Source organism: Lysinibacillus canaveralius (assembly GCF_047301505.1).
Taxonomy (GTDB): Bacteria; Bacillota; Bacilli; order Bacillales_A; family Planococcaceae; genus Lysinibacillus_B.
The window spans coordinates 4289861-4313688 of sequence record NZ_CP154840.1 but is presented as its reverse complement, the minus strand read 5'-3'; the positions used below and the strand labels follow the sequence as shown (position 1 = coordinate 4313688).

The following is a 23828-nucleotide window of genomic DNA, read 5'->3' as shown; positions in this document are numbered from 1 at the left end:
AGATAAGTTTTGAGGGGGAGTAATTACGTATGAATATCGTTTTGATGGGTTTACCTGGCGCTGGTAAAGGTACTCAGGCAGAGAAAATTGTTGAGAAGTACGCAATCCCTCATATTTCTACAGGTGACATGTTCCGTGCAGCAATCAAAGAAGGTACTGAGCTGGGGCTAAAAGCGAAGGCGTTTATGGATGAAGGAAAATTAGTTCCGGATGAAGTAACGATCGGTATCGTGCGCGAACGACTCAGCCAGCCAGACTGTGAAAAAGGATTCTTATTAGATGGGTTCCCACGTACAGTTCCTCAAGCGGAAGCTTTAGACAGCATCCTTGAAGAGCTTGATCGTCCGGTTGAACACACGATCAACATCGAAGTTGAAAAAGAAGAATTAATCGCACGTTTAAGCGGCCGTCGTATTTGTAAAACTTGCGGCGCTTCTTATCACTTAATTTTCAATCCACCAGCTGTGGAAGGAAAATGTGATAAAGACGGCGGAGAGCTTTACACTCGTGCAGATGATAATCCTGAAACGGTAGCAAACCGTCTGGAAGTAAATATGAATCAAGCACAGCCTTTGCTTGATTTCTACCAAGCTAAAGGTGTTTTAACAAATATTGATGGACAGCAGGATATTAATAAAGTATTCGCTGATCTTGACGCTCTATTACAGGGCATCCGCAGCTGATACCTGACCGGGCGCGAGAATAGCTTCCGTCGGATATTGTGCGGAGGCAACAGAGAACGAATTTTTTGAGAGTTGCAAAAGCATATTGTGCCCGGTATATACTTTTATGGACGAATTTGAGCGCTTCGGTGTGATGACACTTCGGAAAAAAGGTATAATGGGTTTCGTGGAAGCATCTGTGTAAACGGGTGGGTAGCCCATCCGGAGACATTCCGGCTATCGTGTTAACATGAGGAATACAGCTTTCCTTAACGGGTTCTGTACATTCCGTGGATTGTGTGAAGCGAAACCAGACGAGCGTCTTTCGAACATCTCTCATACAATCCAAACATATGTTGAGACGTATTGCTTCTTCTAGAAGAGAACAATTGCTTTGGTTCTCAAGGGAATCAAAAATTGCATATAGAAGGGAGTTAAGGGTTGATGGCGAAAGACGATGTAATTGAAGTCGAAGGAACAGTTGTTGAGACTTTGCCAAACGCGATGTTTAAGGTAGAATTAGAAAATGGGCACACTGTGCTCGCACACGTTTCTGGAAAGATTCGTATGCACTTTATCCGTATCCTACCGGGAGATAAGGTTACTATCGAGTTATCTCCTTATGATTTAACTCGCGGTCGTATCACATACCGTTTTAAATAATCTTTTGCACTCCGGACTATTAAGGAGGTTAGGTTAGATGAAAGTGAGACCATCTGTGAAACCGATCTGCGAAAAATGTAAAGTAATTCGCCGACGCGGTAAAGTAATGGTAATCTGTGAAAATCCTAAGCACAAACAAAAACAAGGTTAATTTTAAGGAGGTGCACACGTAGATGGCACGTATTGCTGGTGTTGACATTCCTCGCGACAAACGCGTGGTAATTTCATTAACTTACATTTACGGTATTGGTAAAACTACATCTCAAAAAGTATTAGCGGCAGCTGGTATTGACGAAAATATCCGTGTACGCGATCTTACTGAAGATCAATTAAACCAAATCCGTGAACAATTAGATTCATACAAAACTGAAGGTGACCTACGCCGTGAAGTTTCTTTAAACATCAAACGTTTAATGGAAATCGCTTCATTCCGTGGTATCCGTCACCGTCGTGGTTTACCAGTTCGTGGTCAAAATACGAAGAACAACGCTCGTACGCGTAAAGGTCCTCGTAAGACTGTAGCGAACAAGAAAAAATAATTAAGTAAAGGAGGTTCCTTCTTATCATGGCTCGTAAACAACAAACTCGTAAACGTCGTGTGAAAAAGAATATCGAATCTGGTATTGCACACATCCGTTCTACATTCAACAATACAATCGTAACGATTACAGATATGCAAGGTAACGCTGTTTCTTGGTCTTCAGCTGGTGCTCTTGGTTTCCGTGGTTCACGTAAATCAACTCCATTCGCTGCTCAAATGGCTGCAGAAACTGCTGCGAAAGCATCCCTTGAACATGGTCTGAAAACGTTGGAAGTAACTGTTAAAGGTCCTGGTGCAGGTCGTGAAGCTGCTATCCGTGCGCTTCAAGCTGCTGGTTTAGAAGTAACTGCTATTAAAGACGTTACTCCAGTTCCTCATAACGGTTGCCGTCCGCCAAAACGTCGTCGCGTGTAATGGGTGCAGCTTAAGGGGATACCTTTAAGTACATCATTTCTTGTGCAAAAGGCTTGTGCAATTTTAAACGGTCAATCTAGATCGACAACTATGATGGTATGAACCTATACATTCGATGTTTTGAAGGAGGGTAAATTGAATGATCGAAATTGAAAAACCAAAGATTGAGACGATCAGCGATGATGCCAAGTATGGCAAGTTTGTTGTAGAACCGCTTGAACGCGGATATGGAAACACTTTGGGTAATTCACTACGTCGTATCCTTCTGTCTTCACTACCGGGGGCGGCTGTAACATCAATTCAAATTGATGGCGTATTACACGAATTCTCAACAGTAGAAGGCGTTGTAGAAGATGTTGCATCAATCATCTTAAACGTGAAAAAGCTTGCTTTAAAAATCTACTCTGATGAAGAGAAAGTGATTGAAATCGATGTGAAGGGTGAAGGCGTAGTTACAGCTGCGGACATCACACATGACAGCGATGTAGAAATTTTAAATCCAGATCTATATATTGCAACAATCGCTAAAAACGGTCACCTACGCATGCGTATGTATGCACAAAGAGGCCGTGGTTACACTCCTGCTGATCAAAACAAACGTGAGGATCTTCCTATCGGCGTGATCCCGATCGACTCTATTTACACTCCAGTTTCACGCGTCAACTTCCAAGTAGAGAACACTCGCGTTGGACAAAATTCTGACTACGATAAGTTATCACTTGATGTGTGGACAGATGGAAGCATCGGTCCAAAAGAGGCGATTTCGCTTGGAGCGAAAATCTTAACAGAGCATTTAAACATCTTTGTAGGCATGACAAACGAGGCACAAACTGCTGAAATCATGGTCGAAAAAGAAGAAGATCAAAAAGAAAAAGTTCTAGAGATGACTATCGAGGAACTGGACCTTTCTGTTCGTTCTTACAACTGCTTAAAGCGTGCTGGTATCAACACGGTATTAGAGCTTGCTAATAAGTCAGAAGACGACATGATGAAAGTTCGTAACCTTGGACGTAAGTCTTTAGAAGAAGTTAAGGCGAAGTTAGAAGAGCTTGGTTTAGGATTACGTAAAGAAGACTAAGCGACATTTACAATATATAAGCTAGATCAGATATTTATAAAGGAGGGAAACATCCATGGGTTACAGAAAACTTGGCCGTACAAGTTCTCAACGTAAAGCGATGTTACGTGACTTAGCTACTGACTTAATCATCAACGAGCGCATCGAAACGACTGAAGCTCGCGCGAAAGAAGTTCGTAAAGCTGTTGAAAAAATGATTACTTTAGGTAAACGCGGAGATTTACATGCTCGTCGTCAAGCGGCTGCATTCATCCGTCGTGAGCTAGTAACAAAAACTGATGAAGAAGGTAACGAAACAACTTCATTCGCACTTCAAAAGTTATTTGATGAGGTTGCTCCACGTTACGCTGAGCGTCAAGGTGGTTACACTCGCATCCTTAAAGTAGGTCCTCGTCGTGGAGACGGCGCACCTGTAGTTGTGATTGAATTAGTTTAATCTTAACTTAAGGTTTAGGGGGTGCCTAGTTCACCTGTTGAACGGCACTCCCTTTTTAAATAAAGGTGCACTTTCGCACTTTTATATCTAGGCTAAAACGCTGCACGCTCGAGGTCGCTTCACCTTCCTTCGGTGCATGCTCGTCGAAAGGTTCCAGCGCTTGCCGCGTGCGAACGAGCGTTTTAGCACTTTTATTTCAAGATTTATACGACAATAATTAAGCTGAGCGTTACGATGAGCGGGTCACATGACAGCGTCTCGTCTAGCTCTCGCACCTCATTCATACGAACAAACGGAAATGAGCAGCCGTGCGTTCAACCTAATGTAGTGAAAAGCGCATTTCTCTGAATGGGGTGCGCGCTTTTTTATTCTTTTGAAAAAGTGCAGCTTTCTACATATATGGAAATAAAGTACGTTTAAGTAAACGTGCTTTATTTTTATATATGTCATTCGTTTTTTCAAAAGAGTGGCGTTGAAAGATAAAACAGTGTAATTTTAGTAGGAGAGCAGAGAATTGAGGAGCGGAGAATATGACAGAAATTTTATCATTCAATCATGTAACATTTTCATATACACCAGAAGTTCCTGAAACGAGAAATGCCGTAGAAGATGTGACATTTGCGGTGAATGAGGGAGAATGGATTGCGATTGTTGGCCATAATGGATCTGGAAAGTCTACACTCGCTAAATTAATGAGCGGGCTGCTGTTTCCCAAAGAAGGAGAAGTACGCATTATGCGCAATGTTTTGACTGAGGAAAATCTATGGGAGATGCGCTCACAAATCGGTATGGTGTTTCAGAATCCTGACAATCAGTTTGTTGGGGCTACAGTACAAGACGATGTGGCTTTTTCCCTTGAAAATAACGGAGTGCCTTATAAAGAGATGGTAGAGCGCGTACATGAATCTTTGCAGCAGGTAAAGATGGATAACTTCCTTAACCATGAACCGCATCATTTATCAGGCGGACAAAAACAGCGTGTCGCCATTGCTGGAGCACTAGCGATGCAGCCGAAAATCTTGATTCTAGATGAAGCGACCTCCATGCTTGATCCGCAAGGGCGGGAAGAGGTACTGCAGACAGTGCAATCTCTCCGTGAGAAGACAGGTTTAACCGTTCTCTCAATCACGCATGATTTGGAGGAAGCAATGCTTGCGGATCATGTTTTATTTATGAATCAGGGCAAAAAATACGCGGAAGGGACACCAGAAGAGATTTTTACGCTTGGAGACAAGCTGGTGGACCTTGGACTAGACCTGCCATTTGCAATGAAGATGACGAAGCTGCTGCAGGCACAAGGGGTACAGCTGGCAGGACAACATATGACGGAAGAAGAGCTGGTGAATGACTTATGGACATCAAACTTCAACAAGTAAGCTATGCATACGCCAAAGGAACGCCATTTGAAAAGTATGCGTTATTCGATGTAGATGTAGCAATTGTATCAGGCACATATCAGGCGATTATCGGACATACGGGTTCCGGAAAATCCACTATTCTACAGCATTTTAATGGGCTGCTGAAACCATCGAAAGGCCAGGTACAGATAGGTGACCGGATAATAGAGGCAGGTAAGAAAGCGAAAGAATTAAAGCCAATCCGACAGAAAGTGGGCATTGTCTTTCAGTTTCCTGAGCATCAGTTATTTGAAGAGACAGTTCTCAAGGACATCATGTTTGGACCGATGAACTTTGGTGTCTCACAGGAGGAAGCGGAGCACCGTGCACGTGAGCTTGTACAGCTTGTCGGTTTACCGGAAGGTGTGCTTGAAAAGTCACCGTTTGACTTATCAGGGGGGCAGATGCGGCGTGTGGCCATTGCAGGAGTGCTAGCGATGGAGCCGGAAGTTATTGTCCTTGACGAGCCGACAGCTGGGCTTGACCCGCGCGGCCAGAAGGAAATCATGGATATGTTCTACACATTACATAAGGAACGTGGATTGACGACAATTCTGGTTACCCACAGTATGGAGGATGCAGCACGCTACGCAGATGAGGTAGCGATTATGCATGAAGGACGCTGCGTAATAACAGGGACACCACGTGAGTTATTTAGTGATGCAGAGACTTTGAAGCAGTATCGTTTAGAACTGCCGCGCATCGTTAGATTCCAGCATCGGATAGAGAAAATGATGAATATAAAGCTGCCGAAAGTATGCTTAACAGAGGAAGAACTGGCCGCAGAGGTTGCGCTTGCTGTAAAGGGGCGTGATCAGGCATGATGGAGAAAATGATTTTTGGGCGGTATATTCCGGGGGACTCCTTTGTTCATCGATTAGATCCGCGGTCGAAACTGCTGTTTGTCTTCGCCTTTATTGTGATTGTATTTTTAGCGAACAATGCAGTTACATACGCTTTGCTGCTTGCTTTTACACTTGGCGTTATCTTACTCAGCCGCATTAAGCTGTATTTCCTGATTAACGGTTTAAAGCCTGTGATCTTCTTGATGGTCTTCACCTTCCTTATTCATATTCTCTTTACAAGGGAGGGGGCTGTACTAGTCGATTTTGGCTTCCTGAAAATTTATGAGGAAGGCCTAAAACAGGGGATTTTCATTTCAATTCGTTTTCTTGTGCTAGTCTTCATGACGTCGGTATTAACACTGACAACATCGCCTATTTCAATAACAGATGGCGTAGAGACATTATTGAATCCTCTTAAGAAAGTGAAGCTTCCTGTTCACGAGCTGGCCCTTATGATGTCTATTTCTCTACGATTCATTCCAACGCTTATGGATGAAACGGATAAAATTATGAAGGCACAGATGGCTCGTGGATCGGATTTAAGTGCCGGGTCTCTCAAAGATCGCCTAAAGGCAGTTGTGCCGCTTCTGGTACCGCTATTTGTCAGCGCGTTTAAGCGTGCAGAGGATTTAGCAACAGCGATGGAAGTAAGGGGCTACCGAGGCGGAGAAGGGCGTACACGCTACCGCCAATTGAAATGGGATTTAGGTGATACACTGGCGCTTGCTTCCCTTGTTGTGATGCTGGTATTGCTTGTGTATTTCCGTAACTAGAGGTGTTTTATGAGAAGATTAAAAGCGACAATTAGTTATGACGGGACAAGTTTTGCAGGCTATCAGGTGCAGCCTGGCGAGCGAACAGTACAGCTGGAGCTCGAAAAGGTGCTGTCGGTTATGCATAAGGGAGAGCAGGTCAAGGTGACGGCGAGCGGTCGTACGGATGCACGTGTTCATGCAACAGGGCAGGTCATCCATTTTGATACGCCGCTCATGATTCCTTGTGAGAAATATATGAAGGCATTAAATGTACAATTGCCGCGTGATATTCGTGTGTTGGCTGTAGAAGAGGTGCCAGATGGTTTTCATGCCCGCTATAGTGTAAGCGGCAAACGCTACCGTTATATTTGGAGCTGCGAAACCATCCAAAGCCCGTTCCGTCGTCATTATACAGTAGAAACGAATGGTATAAAGCCGGACGTAGAAGCGATGAAAGAGGCAGCCAAGGCTATTATCGGGACACACGATTTTTCCTGCTTTTGTGCAGCAAATACAAGTGTAGTAGATAAGGTTCGCACTGTCACAAAGCTTGATCTTATATGGCATGGTGATGAGCTGCATATGACCATTGAAGGTAATGGCTTTTTATATAATATGGTGCGTATCATCGCGGGGACGCTTTGGGAAGTCGGAATCGGAAAAAGAGAAGTAGAGAGTTTAGCTAAAGTTATCGCGGACGGTGAACGCGGAAATGCGGGAAAAACCGCACCAGCACACGGTTTGTACCTTGAAAAAGTGCATTATGAACTCTAGTACAACTTCTCCAGGTGTTTAATTAAATCTCTTGACTTATAATCTGATTCGTTATAAGATGATGTATGGTATTTTCATTACCACCACAAATAAGCCCCGAAACTTATAGTGTAGACTAATGAAAAATAACGGTAATAATTATCGATTAGGAGGATATATTCATGCGTACAACATTCATGGCTAAAGGCCACGAAGTAGAGCGTAAATGGTTAGTAGTTGACGCAGAAGGCCAAACTCTTGGACGTTTAGCTTCTGAAGTAGCTGCAATCTTACGCGGTAAACATAAACCAACTTTCACACCAAACGTTGACACAGGTGATCACGTAATCATCATCAACGCTGACAAAATCCATTTAACTGGTAACAAACTTGAAGGTAAAATCTACTACCGTCACACTCAATTCGCTGGTGGTTTAAAACAACGTACAGCTGGCGAAATGAAAGAGAAATACCCAACTCAAATGATCGAGTTAGCAGTTAAAGGCATGCTTCCTAAAAACTCTTTAGGTCGCAAAATGTTCGGTAAACTAAACGTTTACGCTGGAGCAGAGCACCCACACGCTGCACAAAAACCAGAAGCTTACGAGCTACGTGGATAATTAAAATAATAGGAGGATATTACCTTGGCACAAGTTCAATATATCGGCACAGGTCGTCGTAAAAGCTCAACTGCTCGTGTACGTCTAGTACCAGGCGAAGGCAAAATCGTAATCAACAACCGTGAAATCGGTGATTACTTACCATATGAAACTTTACACTTAATCATCAACCAACCATTAGTAGCAACTGAAACTAAAGGTTCTTACGATGTACACGTTAACGTTAACGGCGGTGGCTTCACAGGTCAAGCTGGTGCAATCCGTCACGGTATCGCTCGTGCATTACTACAAGTTGACCCAGACTTCCGTCCAGCTTTAAAAGCTGCAGGTCTACTTACTCGTGATGCTCGTATGAAAGAGCGTAAAAAACCAGGTCTACGCGGCGCTCGTCGTGCACCTCAGTTCTCAAAACGTTAATCAATCGATTATACAATTTGCGAATCCCAACCCTCTCCCTTGTGGAGAGGGTTTTTTTGTATATAAATTGCATTCTTTTATTTTATGAGAGAAGCTGCACTGAATGAAATATATTATTGTAAATAGAGGAAGAGGTAATTTCCTGAAAATTATCTAATGCATTTCTTCTAATAAAGAACCTTCTTCTAATTTGTTTAGTTTTATAATTTACTATTCATTAAAACTTAATGCTTTATTTATGGTTTTTAGAGAGTAAAGAAGGGAAAAAATAAGAAGAGGTGTTGCACGTGAAAAAGCGTTGTTTGATTACTCTATTGGGCATTGCTTCCATTCTGGCTGCATGTAAAGAGCAGCCAGCTGCTGAAAATCAGGGAGAGCAAGAACAAGTTGAACAGATAAAGGAACCACAGGAGACAGAGCAGCAGGGTAGCAAGGAAAAACAAGTACCTCCAATTACGGAACAGCTGAAGAAACGCCTAACAGACTGGAACCTTGCTTTCCCGTTATGGACGGATGAAGAGAGCAGACATATAGGAGCAGCAGTTACAGAAGAGGTAAATCAAGTGAATATACAGTTCTACAAGACAGAAGAACCGGTGATGCTGAATGATCCGGCGCTTGCGAGCTCGCAGAAGGCGGTATTACTCACAATTCAGCGGTTTCATTCTACCGAAGCAGCGAATGAACAAATCGGCTTTCAGAACTATGAGGAAGCTGGCGGAGGGCAGATAGACCTTGGTCATAACATCATAGGTTATCAGGATGCCGGAGCAGGTTCATTGTTTACAAGCTGGAATGAGGGGCGCTGGGCAATTGCCGTTCGCACAACAACAGATGCCCCTAAAGAAGGAGAGCAGCTGGCACGGCAGACAGTTTCTTTTTTGGAAGAGCATACATTACCGATTCCACATGTACATGGCTCCTTGCATCTTGATGTTTATGAACAGGGAAGTCTTGTAAAGTGGCAGAAGGAGGAACTCGTGTACGGGCTAACAGCTGCTGCGAATGAAGATCTTTTGGAATGGGCAGTATTATTTAAATAGGAATTATTTTATGAAGGTCGAAGGAGGATAATCCATGAACAGGAAATGGAAAATGGGTGTAATCTCTTTGACAGCTTTTTTAGTGCTTGCTGCATGCAAAGATGAAAGTGGAAAAGATGTTACCCATGAAGAAACAATGGGGGAGGAAACAGGGGAAAGTACCGAGCATGCCCAGATGAATTCTTCTGCGTCAGGGGAACTGCCAGAGAATTTGAGAGAGGCAGAAAATCCAAAGTTTCCAGTTGGCAGTAATGTGTTGATTAACGCAGAGTATACAGATGGTAAACAAGTGGTCGAAGGTATAGTTGCCGGAGCCTATGAGACGGCAGCCTATATGGTTTCCTATGAGCCTTCTAATGGAGGGGAGAATGTAGAAAACTATAAATGGGTCATTCATGAGGAAATAGAGGAAGCGGGCCCAGATTTATTTGCACGCGGAGAGAAGGTCGTGTTAAATGCATCGCATATGGCAGGTATGCATGGAGCGAATGCCTACATTGAAGCAGTTGAGGCAACGACTGTTTATATGATTGACTATCCCTCCTCATCGGGAGAAAAAACAGCGAATCATAAATGGGTCATAGAAGAAGAATTGTTGGAAAGATAACCGAATGATAAGCCGCCTAAGGACATCTTGGGCGGCTTATTTTATGCTAAAACATTGGCGCCTTCAGAAAGAAGCAGGTATATGAGTACGTGAACTGATTAGAGGTGCGGCAGCATTAGTTGATAACGCATGTACGGAAAAGATGGATACAATCATTAGGGCAAGAACAATATACAAACGGATTATAAAAATATCCTTGGCGAGTTCCTTTATACAGGTTATGAATGATCAAGCAGAAGATAGGCAAGCATAATCTTCATTTCTTCTCTGTATTGCTTGGAGATGATAAGCCGCTGCTTAAAGGGGCGATGAATGAACAGACGATGACATCAAAATGTTACTCGCTTCAATCAATCTGTAAAACTTCTTTATAAACTGCATAAGGAATAAAAGAAGCCTAAAAATGGAATTGCTGCTATTTGGGGCTCGTTTTTTTATGAAGAGCGCCGGCTTTTTTAGTGAACACACCTATCGTCCGGTTCATGTAGCAAAAGGATTGTATAAGTGTATACTTTTGTATACAATTGTATTCAAGAGGTGATGAATGATGGATAAAGAGAAGAAACATAGTCTGAGAGAGGATGGACGCAGGCGTGGAGGGAGAGGAAGGAGCGGAGCCCAAACATTTAGAAGGGGAAGGGCTCTTGCTTTTTATCAACAGCTGATCATTAAAAGAGATACATTGAAGGTTCAACTGGAATCAACAGAATTGCAGTCGATCCATCCTGTTATAGCCGGTGAATTGAAAGCAACAGAAGCTATTATGAATGATTTTAAGGCTGCCTTTGAATTGGCTGAAATTACCGAAGGGGAGACAGATGAATAAACAGGTATTAGCTAGAAAGTAATCATGTTCAATTCTGCAAGTAACTCCTAAAAAGGAGAAAAGGGAACAACATCATCACAGCGATTACTTGTGATGTTTGAATAGGAAGAGAGGTACATAGATGCAGGCGGTAGGAAAACTAATTAAGTATCTGAAGCCGTATAAGGCATTTGCCATCATTGCACCATTAATGATGCTGTTTGAGGTATCGATGGATTTAATCCAGCCGACGATTTTGCAGATGATTATCGATAATGGAATCGCCGAAAACGATACACCATACATCATCCGTATGTTTGTAATGATGATTGGAGCTGCTTTGCTGGGCTTGCTGGGCGGCGTAGGCTGCTCCATTTATGCATCAAGGGCAGCAGTCAATTTTGCCACAGACGTACGGCACGATTTATATAAGACTATTACGTATTTTTCAACAAGCAGCAAAGATAAATTTACACTGGGTAAGCTTATAACTAATTTGACAAGTGATATCGAGATGCTGCAGCGAGCGCTGACAATGCTGCTAAAAGTATTTGTCCGCGGACCAATGATGTTCATAGGGGCAGTCGTTATGGTATGGTTTACAGCCCGCGAGCTGTTTTCCATTTTACTTATCGTCATCCCAATTTTGGCATTGTGCGTCTATTTCTTTACGATGATGTCTGGGAAGCTATTTCATAAAGTACAGAAGATAGTTGATCAGGTAAATACAAAGGTACAAGAAAATCTGGCGGGCATCCGCGTGATTAAGGCATATAACCGGAAGAAACATCAGATTGATCAATTTACGGAAGTCAATACCCGGCTGATGAAGCGTAATATTACAGCTGACCAAATAGTTGGTATCCTGGCTCCGCTGTCGATGTTCGTTATTAATCTGGGTATTGTAGCGGCATTATGGATGGGTGCCATTAAAGTAGAGAATGGGACACTTGAAATTGGCGTTATTCTTGCCTTTACAAATTATTTAATGATGGTAATGAACGGCTTGATGAGCTCTTCGATGGTACTCGTACAGCTTGCCCGCGCTATCCCAAGTGCTGAGCGGATTGTGGGGGTTCTAGAGGAAAAAACAGATGTAGTAGGTCCCGACATTGGAGCGGGCCATCACATTCACGGGGATATCGCATTTGAAAATGTGAGTTTTTCTTATATTAAGGGAACAGAACCTGTTCTAAAAAATGTGTCCTTTTCAGTGAAAGCCGGGGAAACGGTCGGGATTATCGGGATGACGGGAAATGGAAAATCTACGTTAGTGAAGATGATTCCACGCCTATTTGACCCGGACGAGGGAGTAATCAAAATTGACGGAACTCCGGTTCAGCAATATGACTTGCAGCAGCTTCGTGAGTCGATTGGATTCGCTCCTCAGAAGGCAACGCTTTTCTCGAAGACAATTGCGGAAAATATTCGTTATGGGGATGAAATGGCAACACAGGAACAAATAGCAGAAAGTCTCCTTGCGGCTTGTGCTGCAGAGTTTGTTGAGAAGCTGCCGGCAGGGACGGATCATCGACTGACACAGGGAGCTACGAACTTATCAGGCGGCCAAAAGCAGCGGCTGGCTATGGCCCGTGCATTTGTCCGCAAACCGCCTATCCTCATCTTAGATGATGTAACAAGCGCAGTCGATAGCATCTCTGAAAAGAAGATTCAACGAGCAATTCATACGCAGTTTGCAGCGTCTACAAAGTTTATCGTATCTTCGAAAATATCCTCTATTCGGGACGCTGATCTTATCCTTGTAATGGATGATGGCAGAATTGCGGCAGCTGGCAGACATAAAGAGTTATTGAAGTCGAGCCGGCTTTATCAAGAAATGGCCGCGACCCAAGCAGAAAAGGGGGGGACGTTAAGTGAATAAACCATCAACTGAGGGACCGCCGCTACCAATGAGGCATCCGGGCGGGAGATTCACAGGTCCAGTCGTCAAGCCGAAAAACCAAAAGGAAACATTGCTGCGTATCTGGCGTTATATGAGACAGCAGAAACTAGGTATGATTGCTGCACTATTTTTTGTCGTCGTGGCTTCGCTGCTCAGCTTGATAGGCCCCTATTTAATCGGTGTTATTACAGATGATTATATTTTAAAGCTGGATGTAAATGGTGCTATTCGTATGGCTGTTGTATTGGCAGCTGTCTACACGGTCTATTCATTATTTACGTGGCTGCAGTCCTTTGTCATGATCAGGGTAGCGCAGAAGACCATCCGCACACTGCGGCAGGAGCTGTTCGAAAAGCTTCAATCCTTGCCGCTTTCGTTTTTTGATAAGCGTCAGCAAGGCGATTTGATGAGCCGCATGACAAATGATATCGATAATTTGAATGCAGCGCTTTCACAAAGCATTGTGCAGATCATGTCCTCACTTCTGACGATTATTGGTACGGCATTCGCTCTATTTTATCTAAACTGGGTGCTCGCCCTGGTAACATTGACAGTGATTCCGGTAATTGTCTGGGCAACCAAGCAAATTATCAAGAGGAGCAGCGTGAATTTTGTTGCCCGGCAGCGAGATCTTGGGCGATTGAATGGATATATAGAAGAAACCATTTCAAACTCGGACATCACGACTTTGTTTGGTAAAGAGAAACAGACGCTGGAGGAGTTTACCGAATCAAATGAACAGCTCCGTTCATCAGCCATGCGGGCAGACATCATTTCAGGCTTCATGGGACCAATCAATAACTTTATGAATAACCTCGGGATGGGATTGGTTATTGGTGTGGGAGCAATCATGGCTGTACAAGGGTATGTCACAATTGGGGTGATTGCAGCTGTTGTTACCTATACACGCCAGTTTTTCCGTCCGATCAATCAACTTTCCAACTTGCTCAATACCTTCCAGTCGGCAATTGCCGGATCTGAGCGCGTGTTCGAAATATTGGATGAAAAAGAAGAAGCAGCGGACCAAGCAGGAGCAAAAGAAAAAGAACATTTCTATGGAGAGGTAGCGTTTGAACAGGTAGTGTTTGCATATGAGGAAGGAAAGCCTATTCTGCGTGGGATCGACTTTAAGGCACGTGCCGGTGAAACAGTGGCTATCGTTGGTCCGACCGGGTCAGGAAAGACGACAATCATCCAACTCCTGACGCGCTTCTATGATGCAACAGGAGGGCGTATTCTGCTGGACGGACAACCGATTACCGATTATCGAATGACGAATGTGCGTGATCATGTCGGTGTCGTACTCCAAGACACCTATTTATTTTCAGGAACCGTCCGAGAAAATATTCGGTTCGGTAAGCTGAATGCCACAAATGAGGAAGTAGAGGAAGCAGCGAAGATTGCCTATGCGCATAACTTTATCAAATACTTGCCGCAGCAATATGATACGATGCTGAGTTCCGGCGGGATGAATTTAAGCCAAGGACAGCGACAACTGATTGCTATTGCCCGTGCTATTTTAGAAGACCCCGATATTCTGATTTTGGATGAGGCAACATCAAGTGTTGATACAATGACGGAAGTGCATATCCAGAAAGGGCTTAATAACCTAATGAAGGGCCGCACAAGCTTTGTGATCGCTCACCGTCTGAAAACGATTGAAAGTGCAGATACAATTCTTGTCGTCAAAGATGGAGAAGTATTAGAATCAGGTAATCATGATTCACTGATGAAAAAGGGCGGCTTCTACGCAACTCTGCAAAACAATCTCACAATGGAATAATGCATAGACTCGCTCTCCTCGACGTATAGTATGGAAAGGAGAGTGGGACATGTGCGACGTTGGTTGGCATTATTTGTACTGCTATGTACATGCATGATTGTTGTTGTCTATGAGACAAGCGCATCGGACAGAAGTTATTTCTTACCTGAGCCTCTAGGAGGAGTGACGATTGTGCTTGACGCAGGACACGGCGGAATAGATGGCGGTGCATCACAAGGTGATGTCATTGAAAAGGAGATTACACTGGCAGTCACTGAAAAACTGGAGAGGCAATTGAAACGCCTAGGTGCCGAAGTAATCATGACACGCACGACAGATGGTGATGTCATTAGTGAGCATAAACCGGATATGGAGTTTTCCTCAAACCGCGAACGCAAAAAAGAAGATATATTCACGCGGCAAGCAATCGTAGCAGAGAAAAAACCGGATATGTTCATTACAGTTCATGCTAACGCTATTCCAGATAGTAAGTGGCGTGGTGCCCAAGTGTTTTATCATAAAACGGGACATGAAGAGAGCCAATATTTGGCGAAGTCCATTCAGGCATCAATTAGAGAAGATTTGGGCAATACTGACAGGGAAGCATTAGCAATTGAACGTGTATATTTATTAAAGAAAACAGAGGTACCGGCAGTTTTAGTGGAGACAGGCTTTATTAGCAATCCGGAGGAGCGTGCCCTGCTTGCCGATAAAAACTATCAGGACAAGATGGCGATTGCTATTGCGCGGGGTGTAGAAGACTATTTTGCATTGGCATATCAGTGAAGCAACTCATAACACTACTATAAGCTGTGTGTGATATACTAACAATGGACATAAAATATGGGGGAGTGTATGAATTTGATGAATGAACAACAAGTCCGAGAACTATTAGGTCAATTAGAAGATCCTTTTTTACATAGAACTTTAGAGCAAACAGGCGGAATTATAAACGTATCAATTAAAGAAGAAAAACAATTTGTCAGTGTAAAAATTGCAATTGCAAAAACAAACACGCCCGAACAAATGACGCTTCAAATGAAAATTGTAGAAATTTTAAAAGAAAACGGTGCAGCCTCAGTCGGAATTCGTTTCGAAGAACTGGCTCCGGAAGTATTGGATTCGTTCCGCGGGCAAGCAACTGAATCAGAAGCACAGGATATTTTATCGCCGTTATCAAAAGTACAATTTATCGCAATTGCTTCTGGTAAAGGGGGAGTAGGGAAATCCACTGTCTCTGTCAATATGGCAGTAGCACTTTCGCGCCTTGGCAAAAAGGTTGGTTTGATTGATGCTGATATCTACGGCTTCAGCGTCCCTGATATGATGGGTATTCAAGAAATGCCAGTAGTAAAGGATGACCGTATCTATCCTGTAGACCGTATGGGTGTAAAAGTTATTTCAATGGGCTTCTTTGTAGAAAATAATGCACCGATTGTATGGCGTGGACCAATGCTTGGAAAAGTATTAGATCAGTTCTTCCGTGATGTAGAGTGGGGCGATTTAGATTACCTATTACTAGATTTACCACCAGGTACAGGTGACGTAGCGCTCGATCTTCATCAAATGCTGCCTGCTTCCAAGGAAATCGTTGTTACAACGCCACATCCGACAGCAGCCTTCGTAGCTGCTCGAGCAGGGGCAATGGCGTTACAAACAAACCATGAGATTCTAGGGGTAGTAGAAAACATGGCTTGGTTCCAGTCGAAACTGACTGGCGAGCGCGAATATGTTTTTGGCCGCGGTGGTGGTCCGAAGCTTGCTGAAGAGCTGCGGACAGATTTACTTGGACAAGTTCCGCTGGGCCAGCCAGACTGGGAGGATGAAGATTTCGCTCCTTCCGTATATGCAGAAGACCACCCAACAGGTAAGTTATATTTAGAAATGGCCCAAAAAGTCGTTGAGAAATTAGCGAAATCATAAGTAGAGCAAGTTACAAAGGGTTGTTTCTTATTTATAGGAAAAAGACGATTCCCGCATCATTGCAGGAATCGTCTTTTCTATTGACCGCCGGCACCGCCGCCGCCTTCTCCGGATTTGCCTTCTTCAGATTTGCCGCCGCCTTCTTTCCCTGTAGAAGCTGCAGCTTCACCGCTTTTTCGAATTAGCTCTTCCCATTTGGTTTGCAACAATGGATTTTCAATTGTCTCCATTGTGACCTCTTCCATTTGTTTGCGAAGGGCTGACCCTTTAAGGATGGATTCAAACTGCTTCTGCATATCAGGCTGGTCAAAAAACTTAGTTAACTTTTCCTGATATTCAGCATCTGCCATGAGGGCTTTCATTACATCCTCTTGCTGCTCCTTCATACCCTTGGCAAGTGTTTCTTTGAACTTAGGGTCGTCGAATGTTTTCTTCCAAAACTCCTCTGCGTCTTGCGAAAGCAGGGTTGTCTTCATTGCTGTTTCTACTTCGTCATGCTCGAGTACTACTAGGTCACGGAAGCTCTGATCAGTTAAAAGCTCACGTACCGCCTTTTTACCGTCCTCGGTTTGAAGTGCATCCACCATAATTTTTTTTATTTCGTCGTATGAAAGCGTCGACGTTTTCTCATCATTATTACAACCAGCGAGCAGAACAGCAAAACCTAACACGATTAAAAGTCGCCGCATAAGTTCATTCCTTTCCACATAGGCTCTTTCAATTATTGTTCACAATTCCGCGTATTCTATGTATCGAATCGTATCACCATTAGCTTTTTTATAAAACGATTGTTAAAATAAGATGTGGATATTGAGAAAATGGGGGACAATTTGTTGTGACGATACGGAATTGGATTAAATTTTTTGTAATGACAATGCTTATAGGCGGCGGAGTCACAGCAGTGGCTAGCCTTTTTATACGTTGGGATTTCTTCCAGCCTTATTTAGCAGCAGGAGAGTTTGTTGAATTTATTGCTGCATTAGCATGGATGGTTTTATTAGGATTTACAATGAGTGTAATTGCCCAAGCAGGATTCTTTGCGTATTTGACACTTCACCAGGTGGGAGTGGGTGTATTCAAGACACTCACATTATGGAATTGGGTGCAAATGCTGCTGATTATTGTGGTTCTTTTCGACTTAATCATTTTCCGATTTGCACCGGATGCTGAGAGCGCTGGTGACTGGCTGTTCTACATCGGACTATTGATTGTACTAGTAGGTGCTGCCATTGCGACAGCAATCAAAAAAGTGAAAATGACAGGGAAAAAACATGTGTTAATTTCTTCGATGTTCTTTATGATCGTCATTACCTCATTGGAATGGATTATTGCTCTTATGGGACGTCAGGATAATATTAATATTTATGTCGCACTGTTATTATTCCCACTTTTAGCGGTGAATGCATACCAGCTTTTAATGTTACCGAAGTATAATGAAAAATCGGATCAAGATCGTAAGAAACTAGAGGAACGCCGAAAGGCACGTAAGCAAGCAGTGCAACAATCCTAAAAGAACCTGGCTCTCGAGCCAGGTTCTTTTTTAAGGAGATTTTTTTGTTTTAATGGAATAACCAAATAGACTTTCTTCTATAGAAATAAATTGATATTTTTTCATCCAATTAGAAAGTGATTTAAACTCTACTTTATTTTCTTTGTAGAGCGGCAAGGATAGAATATCTCCTTTCTCTATTTTTTTTGGAAAACTATTATTTTTGATTGTTAAAGTGGGAACAAGCATATTGATCTGTTGACTAAATAGAGTTTGTCTTAATTCATCCGTATACGTGTAGCCTTGAGGCATGTACCAAAGAGGCTTTTGCTTGAATGTTTGCTCATACACAGCAATTTCCTGCTGGATGTTTTCTGGTGAACTGCCGAGTAAGCCTGTTGCACGCTGTTTAGATTGCAGTAGTTCTAAAAGATGATCAGCACGTTTGATTAAATCGGGATCTAATAGAAAAAGAATATTACGGCTCTGATCAGAGTTGATAAAGTCTATGAGCCCATCATGTTCGAAATGTAACTCTACTAAAAAAACATGTCCGTTATGACCTTTTGCTACAACGTTTGGCTTTTCAGTCATTAAAAATACAGGTAATTGCTTGTTAGTGTAAGAGTAATAAACGGCGAAAAGAATAGTCGTTAAACCTAGTAATATCAATACTTTTCTCATTTTCTGCATACTCCTTTTTTGAGGGCTTTGTAGAGAAAAAAGGGTTTTCTCAAAAAAACTTATGAAATAAGGTTGACGGATATGAATAATCGGTGCTATTATAAGTAAGTCGCCAAGAGATGACGCGACATTGAAACAAAATGAACTTTGAAAACTGAACAAGCAAGACGTTAACAATAATTTTCTTTCTTAATTGAAAGAGACAACTTGACTAAAACAATAGTCAGCAACATTTTGAGCTTAACTCAAACTACTTTTATGGAGAGTTTGATCCTGGCTCAGGACGAACGCTGGCGGCGTGCCTAATACATGCAAGTCGAGCGGACGTTTTGTTGGTGCTTGCACCGACTTAACGTTAGCGGCGGACGGGTGAGTAACACGTGGGCAACCTGCCCTGTAGTCTGGGATAACTCCGGGAAACCGGGGCTAATACCGGATGATACTTTCTACCTCATGTTAGAAAGTTGAAAGATGGTTCTGCTATCGCTACAGGATGGGCCCGCGGCGCATTAGCTAGTTGGTGAGGTAACGGCTCACCAAGGCGACGATGCGTAGCCGACCTGAGAGGGTGATCGGCCACACTGGGACTGAGACACGGCCCAGACTCCTACGGGAGGCAGCAGTAGGGAATCTTCCACAATGGACGAAAGTCTGATGGAGCAACGCCGCGTGAGTGAAGAAGGATTTCGGTTCGTAAAACTCTGTTGTAAGGGAAGAACAAGTACAGTAGTAACTGGCTGTACCTTGACGGTACCTTATTAGAAAGCCACGGCTAACTACGTGCCAGCAGCCGCGGTAATACGTAGGTGGCAAGCGTTGTCCGGAATTATTGGGCGTAAAGCGCGCGCAGGCGGTCCTTTAAGTCTGATGTGAAAGCCCACGGCTCAACCGTGGAGGGTCATTGGAAACTGGGGGACTTGAGTGCAGAAGAGGAAAGTGGAATTCCAAGTGTAGCGGTGAAATGCGTAGAGATTTGGAGGAACACCAGTGGCGAAGGCGACTTTCTGGTCTGTAACTGACGCTGAGGCGCGAAAGCGTGGGGAGCAAACAGGATTAGATACCCTGGTAGTCCACGCCGTAAACGATGAGTGCTAAGTGTTAGGGGGTTTCCGCCCCTTAGTGCTGCAGCTAACGCATTAAGCACTCCGCCTGGGGAGTACGGTCGCAAGACTGAAACTCAAAGGAATTGACGGGGGCCCGCACAAGCGGTGGAGCATGTGGTTTAATTCGAAGCAACGCGAAGAACCTTACCAGGTCTTGACATCCCATTGACCACTGTAGAGATACAGTTTTCCCTTCGGGGACAACGGTGACAGGTGGTGCATGGTTGTCGTCAGCTCGTGTCGTGAGATGTTGGGTTAAGTCCCGCAACGAGCGCAACCCTTGTTCTTAGTTGCCATCATTTAGTTGGGCACTCTAAGGAGACTGCCGGTGACAAACCGGAGGAAGGTGGGGATGACGTCAAATCATCATGCCCCTTATGACCTGGGCTACACACGTGCTACAATGGACGGTACAAACGGTTGCCAACCCGCGAGGGGGAGCTAATCCGATAAAACCGTTCTCAGTTCGGATTGTAGGCTGCAACTCGCCTACATGAAGCCGGAATCGCTAGTAATCGCGGATCAGCATGCCGCGGTGAATACGTTCCCGGGCCTTGTACACACCGCCCGTCACACCACGAGAGTTTGTAACACCCGAAGTCGGTGAGGTAACCTTTTGGAGCCAGCCGCCGAAGGTGGGATAGATGATTGGGGTGAAGTCGTAACAAGGTAGCCGTATCGGAAGGTGCGGCTGGATCACCTCCTTTCTAAGGATATTTTTCGGAAGTATATCACTCGGTGATATACGTTAACGTTCTTGCTGTTCAGTTTTGAAAGTTCATACTTTCAAAACTTGCTCCTGCGGTTACTCGTCGCAAATGTGCGAAGAAGTAGACACAGGTAGCACACTTGTTCTTTGAAAACTGGATAAAACGACATTGAAAGCAAACACAAATTTCTATCTTTAAATAGATATGAGTCAAACAAGTCAAGCAATTGACGTGTAAACTGAAGTCTAACTCTTCGAGTTAGCGTTAACTTATTGGTTAAGTTAATAAGGGCGCACGGTGGATGCCTTGGCACTAGGAGTCGATGAAGGACGGCACTAACACCGATATGCCTCGGGGAGCTGTAAGTAAGCTTTGATCCGGGGATTTCCGAATGGGGGAACCCACTGCGTTTAATCGCGCAGTACTTTCGCGTGAATTCATAGCGCGTTAGAGACAGACCCAGGGAACTGAAACATCTAAGTACCTGGAGGAAGAGAAAGAAAATTCGATTCCCTGAGTAGCGGCGAGCGAAACGGGAAGAGCCCAAACCAAGAGGCTTGCCTCTTGGGGTTGTAGGACACTCTATACGGAGTTACAAAGGAATGATTTAGGCGAAGCGACTTGGAAAGGTCCGCCAGAGCAGGTAAAAGCCCTGTAGCCAAAAAGTTATTCCCTCCAGAGTGGATCCTGAGTACGGCGGAACACGTGAAATTCCGTCGGAATCCGGGAGGACCATCTCCCAAGGCTAAATACTACCTAGTGACCGATAGTGAACCAGTACCGTGAGGGAAAGGTGAAAAGCACCCCGGGAGGGGAGTGAAAGAGAACCTGAAACCGTGTGCCTACAAGTAGTTAGAGCCCGTTAATGGGTGATAGCGTGCCTTTTGTAGAATGAACCGGCGAGTTACGATTACGTGCGAGGTTAAGTTGAGAAGACGGAGCCGCAGCGAAAGCGAGTCTGAATAGGGCGAAATAGTACGTGGTCGTAGACCCGAAACCAGGTGATCTACCCATGTCCAGGGTGAAGGTGAGGTAACACTTACTGGAGGCCCGAACCCACGCACGTTGAAAAGTGCGGGGATGAGGTGTGGGTAGCGGAGAAATTCCAATCGAACTTGGAGATAGCTGGTTCTCTCCGAAATAGCTTTAGGGCTAGCCTCGTGATTGAGAATACCGGAGGTAGAGCACTGTTTGGACTAGGGGGGCATCTCGCTTTACCGAATTCAGACAAACTCCGAATGCCGGATATTTATACACGGGAGTCAGACTGCGAGTGATAAGATCCGTAGTCAAAAGGGAAACAGCCCAGACCACCAGCTAAGGTCCCAAAGTAATCGTTAAGTGGAAAAGGATGTGGCGTTGCTTAGACAACCAGGATGTTGGCTTAGAAGCAGCCATCATTTAAAGAGTGCGTAATAGCTCACTGGTCGAGTGACGCTGCGCCGAAAATGTATCGGGGCTAAACGATTCACCGAAGCTGTGGATTGACATCTTTGATGTCAGTGGTAGGAGAGCGTTCTAACTGCGTTGAAGTCAGACCGGAAGGACTGGTGGAGCGGTTAGAAGTGAGAATGCCGGTATGAGTAGCGAAAGACGGGTGAGAATCCCGTCCACCGTATGACTAAGGTTTCCTGAGGAAGGCTCGTCCGCTCAGGGTTAGTCGGGACCTAAGCCGAGGCCGACAGGCGTAGGCGATGGACAACAGGTTGATATTCCTGTACTACCTCCCCACCGTTTGAGAAATGGGGGGACGCAGTAGGGTAGGGTAAGCAGAGCGTTGGTTGTCTCTGTTCAAGCAGTAAGGCGTGTGTGTAGGCAAATCCGCACACTGTAACGTTGAGCTGTGATGACGAGTCCGTATGGACGAAGTTCCTGATCTCACACTGCCAAGAAAAGCCTCTATCGAGGTGGGAGGTACCCGTACCGCAAACCGACACAGGTAGTCGAGGAGAGAATCCTAAGGTGTGCGAGAGAACTCTCGTTAAGGAACTCGGCAAAATGACCCCGTAACTTCGGGAGAAGGGGTGCTCTGGTAGGGTGAAAGCCCGAGAGAGCCGCAGTGAATAGGCCCAGGCGACTGTTTAGCAAAAACACAGGTCTCTGCAAAACCGTAAGGTGACGTATAGGGGCTGACGCCTGCCCGGTGCTGGAAGGTTAAGAGGAGCGGTTAGCGCAAGCGAAGCTGTGAATTGAAGCCCCAGTAAACGGCGGCCGTAACTATAACGGTCCTAAGGTAGCGAAATTCCTTGTCGGGTAAGTTCCGACCCGCACGAAAGGCGTAACGATCTGGGCACTGTCTCAACGAGAGACTCGGTGAAATTATAGTACCTGTGAAGATGCAGGTTACCCGCGACAGGACGGAAAGACCCCGTGGAGCTTTACTGTAGTTTGATATTGAATTTTGGTACAACTTGTACAGGATAGGTAGGAGCCAGAGAGCCCGGAGCGCCAGCTTCGGAGGAGGCGTCGGTGGGATACTACCCTGGTTGTATTGAAATTCTAACCCATGCCCCTTATCGGGGCAGGAGACAGTGTCAGACGGACAGTTTGACTGGGGCGGTCGCCTCCTAAAAGGTAACGGAGGCGCCCAAAGGTTCCCTCAGAATGGTTGGAAATCATTCGTAGAGTGTAAAGGCACAAGGGAGCTTGACTGCGAGACCTACAAGTCGAGCAGGGTCGAAAGACGGGCTTAGTGATCCGGTGGTTCCGCATGGAAGGGCCATCGCTCAACGGATAAAAGCTACCCCGGGGATAACAGGCTTATCTCCCCCAAGAGTCCACATCGACGGGGAGGTTTGGCACCTCGATGTCGGCTCATCGCATCCTGGGGCTGTAGTCGGTCCCAAGGGTTGGGCTGTTCGCCCATTAAAGCGGTACGCGAGCTGGGTTCAGAACGTCGTGAGACAGTTCGGTCCCTATCCGTCGTGGGCGTAGGAAATTTGAGAGGAGCTGTCCTTAGTACGAGAGGACCGGGATGGACATACCGCTGGTGTACCAGTTGTTCTGCCAAGGGCATCGCTGGGTAGCTATGTATGGACGGGATAAGTGCTGAAAGCATCTAAGCATGAAGCCCCCCTCAAGATGAGATTTCCCATTACGCAAGTAAGTAAGACCCCTGAAAGACGATCAGGTAGATAGGTTCGAGGTGGAAGTATGGCGACATATGGAGCTGACGAATACTAATCGGTCGAGGACTTAACCAAATTTTGTGTGCTGCA

24 protein-coding genes, 2 rRNA genes and 1 pseudogene are annotated in these 23828 nt (G+C 44.7%); 25 read left to right on the top strand and 2 right to left on the bottom strand.

Annotated features, from left to right (window positions below; genetic code table 11):
- Positions 1-29 precede the first annotated feature (29 nt).
- The 22 genes and pseudogenes from AA0Y26_RS21705 (at position 30) to AA0Y26_RS21600 (ending at position 16624) form a co-directional block, all read left to right on the top strand.
- Positions 30-683 carry an adenylate kinase gene (locus tag AA0Y26_RS21705; RefSeq protein WP_413364065.1) on the top strand — a complete coding sequence of 218 codons (654 nt, stop codon included), beginning with the start codon at positions 30-32 and terminating at the stop codon, positions 681-683.
- A gap of 265 nt (positions 684-948) precedes the next feature.
- Positions 949-1035 (top strand): annotated as a pseudogene (locus tag AA0Y26_RS21700) (type I methionyl aminopeptidase); the annotation flags it as partial.
- A gap of 71 nt (positions 1036-1106) precedes the next feature.
- Positions 1107-1325, top strand: a complete 219-nt coding sequence (gene infA / locus AA0Y26_RS21695; RefSeq protein WP_016839390.1) for a translation initiation factor IF-1 — start codon at positions 1107-1109, stop codon at positions 1323-1325.
- Positions 1326-1362: 37 nt separating this feature from the next.
- Positions 1363-1476, top strand: coding sequence for a 50S ribosomal protein L36 (gene rpmJ / locus AA0Y26_RS21690; protein WP_000868344.1), 114 nt, complete (start codon positions 1363-1365; stop codon positions 1474-1476).
- A 22-nt stretch (positions 1477-1498) separates the two neighbouring features.
- Positions 1499-1864, top strand: coding sequence for a 30S ribosomal protein S13 (gene rpsM, locus AA0Y26_RS21685; protein WP_036151914.1), 366 nt, complete (start codon positions 1499-1501; stop codon positions 1862-1864).
- A gap of 26 nt (positions 1865-1890) precedes the next feature.
- The gene (rpsK, locus tag AA0Y26_RS21680; RefSeq protein ID WP_036151912.1) at positions 1891-2280 is read left to right on the top strand and encodes a 30S ribosomal protein S11; all 390 of its coding nucleotides are present in this window, start codon (positions 1891-1893) and stop codon (positions 2278-2280) included.
- A gap of 139 nt (positions 2281-2419) precedes the next feature.
- The gene (locus AA0Y26_RS21675; RefSeq protein ID WP_036151910.1) at positions 2420-3358 is read left to right on the top strand and encodes a DNA-directed RNA polymerase subunit alpha; all 939 of its coding nucleotides are present in this window, start codon (positions 2420-2422) and stop codon (positions 3356-3358) included.
- A gap of 55 nt (positions 3359-3413) precedes the next feature.
- Entirely contained in the window at positions 3414-3794 is a 381-nt protein-coding gene (gene rplQ, locus AA0Y26_RS21670; RefSeq protein WP_036151908.1) for a 50S ribosomal protein L17, read from the top strand.
- A gap of 530 nt (positions 3795-4324) precedes the next feature.
- On the top strand, positions 4325-5170 hold the full coding sequence (locus AA0Y26_RS21665) for an energy-coupling factor ABC transporter ATP-binding protein (RefSeq protein ID WP_413364064.1): 846 nt from the start codon (positions 4325-4327) through the stop codon (positions 5168-5170).
- Positions 5146-6015: an energy-coupling factor ABC transporter ATP-binding protein gene (locus AA0Y26_RS21660; RefSeq protein ID WP_413364063.1), complete on the top strand. Its 870-nt coding sequence runs from the start codon at positions 5146-5148 to the stop codon at positions 6013-6015. Before AA0Y26_RS21665 ends, AA0Y26_RS21660 begins: the two co-directional genes overlap by 25 nt.
- Complete coding sequence (locus tag AA0Y26_RS21655) at positions 6012-6809, top strand: energy-coupling factor transporter transmembrane component T family protein (protein WP_413364062.1); 798 nt, start codon at positions 6012-6014, stop codon at positions 6807-6809. Before AA0Y26_RS21660 ends, AA0Y26_RS21655 begins: the two co-directional genes overlap by 4 nt.
- Positions 6810-6818: 9 nt before the next feature.
- Positions 6819-7565 carry a tRNA pseudouridine(38-40) synthase TruA gene (gene truA / locus AA0Y26_RS21650; RefSeq protein ID WP_413364061.1) on the top strand — a complete coding sequence of 249 codons (747 nt, stop codon included), beginning with the start codon at positions 6819-6821 and terminating at the stop codon, positions 7563-7565.
- A gap of 161 nt (positions 7566-7726) precedes the next feature.
- Complete coding sequence (rplM, locus tag AA0Y26_RS21645; protein WP_036151899.1) at positions 7727-8164, top strand: 50S ribosomal protein L13; 438 nt, start codon at positions 7727-7729, stop codon at positions 8162-8164.
- Positions 8165-8188: 24 nt separating this feature from the next.
- A complete protein-coding gene (gene rpsI / locus AA0Y26_RS21640) occupies positions 8189-8581 on the top strand; it encodes a 30S ribosomal protein S9 (protein WP_036151898.1) in 393 nt (130 codons plus the stop codon).
- Between the two features lie 287 nt (positions 8582-8868).
- Positions 8869-9624 carry a hypothetical protein gene (locus AA0Y26_RS21635; RefSeq protein ID WP_413364060.1) on the top strand — a complete coding sequence of 252 codons (756 nt, stop codon included), beginning with the start codon at positions 8869-8871 and terminating at the stop codon, positions 9622-9624.
- Between the two features lie 34 nt (positions 9625-9658).
- Complete coding sequence (locus tag AA0Y26_RS21630) at positions 9659-10231, top strand: YdhK family protein (RefSeq protein ID WP_413364059.1); 573 nt, start codon at positions 9659-9661, stop codon at positions 10229-10231.
- A 224-nt stretch (positions 10232-10455) separates the two neighbouring features.
- The gene (locus AA0Y26_RS21625; RefSeq protein WP_413364058.1) at positions 10456-10605 is read left to right on the top strand and encodes a hypothetical protein; all 150 of its coding nucleotides are present in this window, start codon (positions 10456-10458) and stop codon (positions 10603-10605) included.
- A 170-nt stretch (positions 10606-10775) separates the two neighbouring features.
- Entirely contained in the window at positions 10776-11057 is a 282-nt protein-coding gene (locus AA0Y26_RS21620; protein ID WP_413364057.1) for a 2-keto-3-deoxygluconate kinase, read from the top strand.
- Between the two features lie 121 nt (positions 11058-11178).
- Positions 11179-12918, top strand: a complete 1740-nt coding sequence (locus tag AA0Y26_RS21615; protein WP_413364056.1) for an ABC transporter ATP-binding protein — start codon at positions 11179-11181, stop codon at positions 12916-12918.
- 28 nt (positions 12919-12946) lie between these two features.
- Complete coding sequence (locus AA0Y26_RS21610) at positions 12947-14722, top strand: ABC transporter ATP-binding protein (RefSeq protein ID WP_413368345.1); 1776 nt, start codon at positions 12947-12949, stop codon at positions 14720-14722.
- A 51-nt stretch (positions 14723-14773) separates the two neighbouring features.
- The gene (locus tag AA0Y26_RS21605) at positions 14774-15487 is read left to right on the top strand and encodes an N-acetylmuramoyl-L-alanine amidase (protein ID WP_413364055.1); all 714 of its coding nucleotides are present in this window, start codon (positions 14774-14776) and stop codon (positions 15485-15487) included.
- Positions 15488-15562: 75 nt separating this feature from the next.
- A complete protein-coding gene (locus tag AA0Y26_RS21600; RefSeq protein WP_413364054.1) occupies positions 15563-16624 on the top strand; it encodes a P-loop NTPase in 1062 nt (353 codons plus the stop codon).
- A 77-nt stretch (positions 16625-16701) separates the two neighbouring features.
- On the opposite strand, the gene gerD is transcribed toward AA0Y26_RS21600, so the two are convergent.
- Complete coding sequence (gene gerD / locus AA0Y26_RS21595) at positions 16702-17313, bottom strand: spore germination lipoprotein GerD (RefSeq protein WP_413364053.1); 612 nt, start codon at positions 17311-17313, stop codon at positions 16702-16704.
- A 146-nt stretch (positions 17314-17459) separates the two neighbouring features.
- Between gerD and AA0Y26_RS21590 the strand changes: the two genes are divergently transcribed.
- Positions 17460-18134 carry a KinB-signaling pathway activation protein gene (locus AA0Y26_RS21590; protein WP_413364052.1) on the top strand — a complete coding sequence of 225 codons (675 nt, stop codon included), beginning with the start codon at positions 17460-17462 and terminating at the stop codon, positions 18132-18134.
- 30 nt (positions 18135-18164) lie between these two features.
- Here the strand turns inward: AA0Y26_RS21590 and AA0Y26_RS21585 are convergent, their stop codons facing one another.
- Complete coding sequence (locus AA0Y26_RS21585; RefSeq protein ID WP_413364051.1) at positions 18165-18797, bottom strand: hypothetical protein; 633 nt, start codon at positions 18795-18797, stop codon at positions 18165-18167.
- Positions 18798-19052: 255 nt separating this feature from the next.
- Between AA0Y26_RS21585 and AA0Y26_RS21580 the strand changes: the two genes are divergently transcribed.
- Together AA0Y26_RS21580 and AA0Y26_RS21575 are read left to right on the top strand one after the other, a co-directional pair.
- Positions 19053-20607, top strand: a 16S ribosomal RNA gene (locus AA0Y26_RS21580).
- A 277-nt stretch (positions 20608-20884) separates the two neighbouring features.
- Positions 20885-23813 (top strand): 23S ribosomal RNA (locus tag AA0Y26_RS21575).
- Together the 16S and 23S rRNA genes form the textbook arrangement of a ribosomal RNA operon.
- The last annotated feature ends 15 nt before the right edge of the window (positions 23814-23828 follow it).

What these genes read in the sequence shown, in the direction of transcription:
- AA0Y26_RS21630 (WP_413364059.1), top strand. Translation starts at nt 9,659, where the DNA reads ATGAACAGGAAATGGAAAATGGGTGTAATCTCTTTGACAGCTTTTTTA.
- AA0Y26_RS21675 (WP_036151910.1), top strand. Translation starts at nt 2,420, where the DNA reads ATGATCGAAATTGAAAAACCAAAGATTGAGACGATCAGCGATGATGCC.
- AA0Y26_RS21615 (WP_413364056.1), top strand. Translation starts at nt 11,179, where the DNA reads ATGCAGGCGGTAGGAAAACTAATTAAGTATCTGAAGCCGTATAAGGCA.
- rpmJ (WP_000868344.1), top strand. Translation starts at nt 1,363, where the DNA reads ATGAAAGTGAGACCATCTGTGAAACCGATCTGCGAAAAATGTAAAGTA.
- gerD (WP_413364053.1), bottom strand. Translation starts at nt 17,313, where the DNA reads ATGCGGCGACTTTTAATCGTGTTAGGTTTTGCTGTTCTGCTCGCTGGT.
- AA0Y26_RS21660 (WP_413364063.1), top strand. Translation starts at nt 5,146, where the DNA reads ATGGACATCAAACTTCAACAAGTAAGCTATGCATACGCCAAAGGAACG.
- infA (WP_016839390.1), top strand. Translation starts at nt 1,107, where the DNA reads ATGGCGAAAGACGATGTAATTGAAGTCGAAGGAACAGTTGTTGAGACT.
- AA0Y26_RS21665 (WP_413364064.1), top strand. Translation starts at nt 4,325, where the DNA reads ATGACAGAAATTTTATCATTCAATCATGTAACATTTTCATATACACCA.
- truA (WP_413364061.1), top strand. Translation starts at nt 6,819, where the DNA reads ATGAGAAGATTAAAAGCGACAATTAGTTATGACGGGACAAGTTTTGCA.
- rpsM (WP_036151914.1), top strand. Translation starts at nt 1,499, where the DNA reads ATGGCACGTATTGCTGGTGTTGACATTCCTCGCGACAAACGCGTGGTA.
- AA0Y26_RS21585 (WP_413364051.1), bottom strand. Translation starts at nt 18,797, where the DNA reads ATGAGAAAAGTATTGATATTACTAGGTTTAACGACTATTCTTTTCGCC.
- AA0Y26_RS21705 (WP_413364065.1), top strand. Translation starts at nt 30, where the DNA reads ATGAATATCGTTTTGATGGGTTTACCTGGCGCTGGTAAAGGTACTCAG.
- AA0Y26_RS21610 (WP_413368345.1), top strand. Translation starts at nt 12,947, where the DNA reads ATGAGGCATCCGGGCGGGAGATTCACAGGTCCAGTCGTCAAGCCGAAA.
- AA0Y26_RS21620 (WP_413364057.1), top strand. Translation starts at nt 10,776, where the DNA reads ATGATGGATAAAGAGAAGAAACATAGTCTGAGAGAGGATGGACGCAGG.
- AA0Y26_RS21625 (WP_413364058.1), top strand. Translation starts at nt 10,456, where the DNA reads ATGATCAAGCAGAAGATAGGCAAGCATAATCTTCATTTCTTCTCTGTA.
- rplM (WP_036151899.1), top strand. Translation starts at nt 7,727, where the DNA reads ATGCGTACAACATTCATGGCTAAAGGCCACGAAGTAGAGCGTAAATGG.
- rpsK (WP_036151912.1), top strand. Translation starts at nt 1,891, where the DNA reads ATGGCTCGTAAACAACAAACTCGTAAACGTCGTGTGAAAAAGAATATC.
- AA0Y26_RS21655 (WP_413364062.1), top strand. Translation starts at nt 6,012, where the DNA reads ATGATGGAGAAAATGATTTTTGGGCGGTATATTCCGGGGGACTCCTTT.
- rplQ (WP_036151908.1), top strand. Translation starts at nt 3,414, where the DNA reads ATGGGTTACAGAAAACTTGGCCGTACAAGTTCTCAACGTAAAGCGATG.